The sequence below is a fragment of the Micromonospora halophytica genome (assembly GCF_900090245.1).
In the GTDB taxonomy this organism is placed as follows: Bacteria; Actinomycetota; Actinomycetes; order Mycobacteriales; family Micromonosporaceae; genus Micromonospora; species Micromonospora halophytica.
In genome coordinates this window covers 1-2,500 of the sequence record NZ_FMDN01000053.1, presented here as the reverse complement: position 1 = coordinate 2,500, position 2,500 = coordinate 1, and the positions used below count along the sequence as shown (strand labels likewise).

The following is a 2,500-nucleotide window of genomic DNA, read 5'->3' as shown; positions in this document are numbered from 1 at the left end:
CTCAGATGGCGGAGACACTGGTCAGTCAGGCGCCGGCAACGGCCGGGACACCTAGTACAGCTGCCCTTTTTGGGGGGTGGTGGGAACGGATTGCTCCTGGTGCGGCTGGTGGCTGGCGTATAGCACCCTGTTGGGTCCTGAAGGAACAACCCGTGGGTTGTCTTTCAGAGCCGTGGATGAGCGTGTGAGCGCTTGTCGGGCTGCCAGGCATGGCCTGGTCTCGCATACCGGTCACTGTGGTGGCGTTTGGTGTGGGGCTTGTGGGTTGTGGGTTGGTCGTTTGTTGAGAATTGCACAGTGGACGCGAGCATCTTTGTGGTCAAGTTGTCAAGGGCGAACGGTGGATGCCTTGGCACCAGGAGCCGATGAAGGACGTGGGAGGCCGCGATAGGCCTGGGGGAGCTGTCAACCAAGCTGTGATCCCAGGGTGTCCGAATGGGGAAACCCGGCACCAGTCATGTGGTGTCACCCGCACCTGAACACATAGGGTGTGTGGGGGGAACGCGGGGAAGTGAAACATCTCAGTACCCGTAGGAAGAGAAAACAAATAGTGATTCCGTGAGTAGTGGCGAGCGAAAGCGGATTGAGGCTAAACCGGCTGCGTGTGATACCTGTCAGGGGTTGCGTGGTCGGGGTTGTGGGACCCTGCTGAACAAGCTGACACTTGTTCGAGGAGTTATAAAGTCAGTGGCTAGCCGAACAGTCTGGAATGGCTGACCGTAGGCGGTGAGAGTCCGGTAGGTGAAAGTTGCTGACCTTCTGTGGGTGTTCCCGAGTAGCGGCGGACCCCTGAAATCTGCCGTGAATCTGCCAGGACCACCTGGTAAGCCTAAATACTTCCTGGTGACCGATAGCGGACGAGTACCGTGAGGGAATGGTGAAAAGTACCCCGGGAGGGGAGTGAAATAGTACCTGAAACCGTTCGCCTACAATCCGTCGGAGCCTTGCGGGGTGACGGCGTGCCTTTTGAAGAATGAGCCTGCGAGTTAGTGGCATGTGGCGAGGTTAACCCGTGTGGGGGAGCCGTAGCGAAAGCGAGTCTGAATAGGGCGATCGAGTCGCATGTCCTAGACCCGAAGCGGAGTGATCTAGCCATGGGCAGGCTGAAGCGCGGGTAAGACCGCGTGGAGGGCCGAACCCACCAACGTTGAAAAGTTGGGGGATGACCTGTGGTTAGGGGTGAAAGGCCAATCAAACTCCGTGATAGCTGGTTCTCCCCGAAATGCATTTAGGTGCAGCGTCGCGTGTTTCTTGCCGGAGGTAGAGCACTGGATGGTCTAGGGGGCCCACAAGCTTACCGAAATCAGCCAAACTCCGAATGCCGGTAAGTGAGAGCGCGGCAGTGAGACTGCGGGGGATAAGCTTCGTAGTCGAGAGGGAAACAGCCCAGATCACCAGCTAAGGCCCCTAAGCGTGTGCTAAGTGGAAAAGGATGTGGGGTCGCATAGACAACCAGGAGGTTGGCTTAGAAGCAGCCACCCTTTAAAGAGTGCGTAATAGCTCACTGGTCAAGTGGTTCCGCGCCGACAATGTAGCGGGGCTCAAGCACACCGCCGAAGCTGTGGCACTCACATATTGACTTCGCCCGGCCTTGATGTCGGGTGCAGGTGTGTGGGTGGGTAGGGGAGCGTCGTGCCGGGGGTGAAGCAACGGGGTGACCTAGTTGTGGACGCGGCACGAGTGAGAATGCAGGCATGAGTAGCGAAAGAAGGGTGAGAAACCCTTCCGCCGGATGACCAAGGGTTCCAGGGCCAGGCTAATCCGCCCTGGGTGAGTCGGGACCTAAGGCGAGGCCGAGAGGCGTAGTCGATGGACAACGGGTTGATATTCCCGTACCCGCGAAAGAGCGTCCCTGATGAACCTCGTTGTGCTAACCATCCGAACCGGCTGAGACCTTCGGGTTGAGGTTGGGGAGCGTGGGAACCTGGCGGGTAGTAGTCAAGCGATGGGGTGACGCAGGAAGGTAGCTGATCCCGGCCGGTGGTTGTGCCGGGGTAAGCGTGTAGGCCGTGTTGTAGGCAAATCCGCAACACATGAAGGCTGAGACGTGATGCCGAGCCGATTCAGGTGAAGTCAGTGATCCTATGCTGCCGAGAAAAGCCTCTAGCGAGTTCTGAGCGGCCCGTACCCCAAACCGACACAGGTGGTCAGGTAGAGAATACCGAGGCGATCGGGCGAACTGTGGTTAAGGAACTCGGCAAATTGCCCCCGTAACTTAGGGAGAAGGGGGGCCGGAGACGTGAAGCCCCGCGCGGGTGGAGCGTTGTATGGCCGCAGAGAGCAGGGGGAAGCGACTGTTTACTAAAAACACAGGTCCATGCGAAGAAGTAATTCGATGTATATGGACTGACGCCTGCCCGGTGCTGGAACGTTAAGGGGACCTGTTAGCTCTTCGGGGCGAAGCGGAGAACTTAAGCGCCAGTAAACGGCGGTGGTAACTATAACCATCCTAAGGTAGCGAAATTCCTTGTCGGGTAAGTTCCGACCTGCACGAATGGCG

Annotated in this window: 1 rRNA gene; it reads left to right on the top strand. The window is 58.0% G+C overall.

Annotation, left to right across the window (positions count from 1 at the left end):
- Positions 1–317: 317 nt before the first annotated feature.
- A 23S ribosomal RNA gene (locus GA0070560_RS27860) occupies positions 318–2,500 on the top strand; the annotation flags it as partial.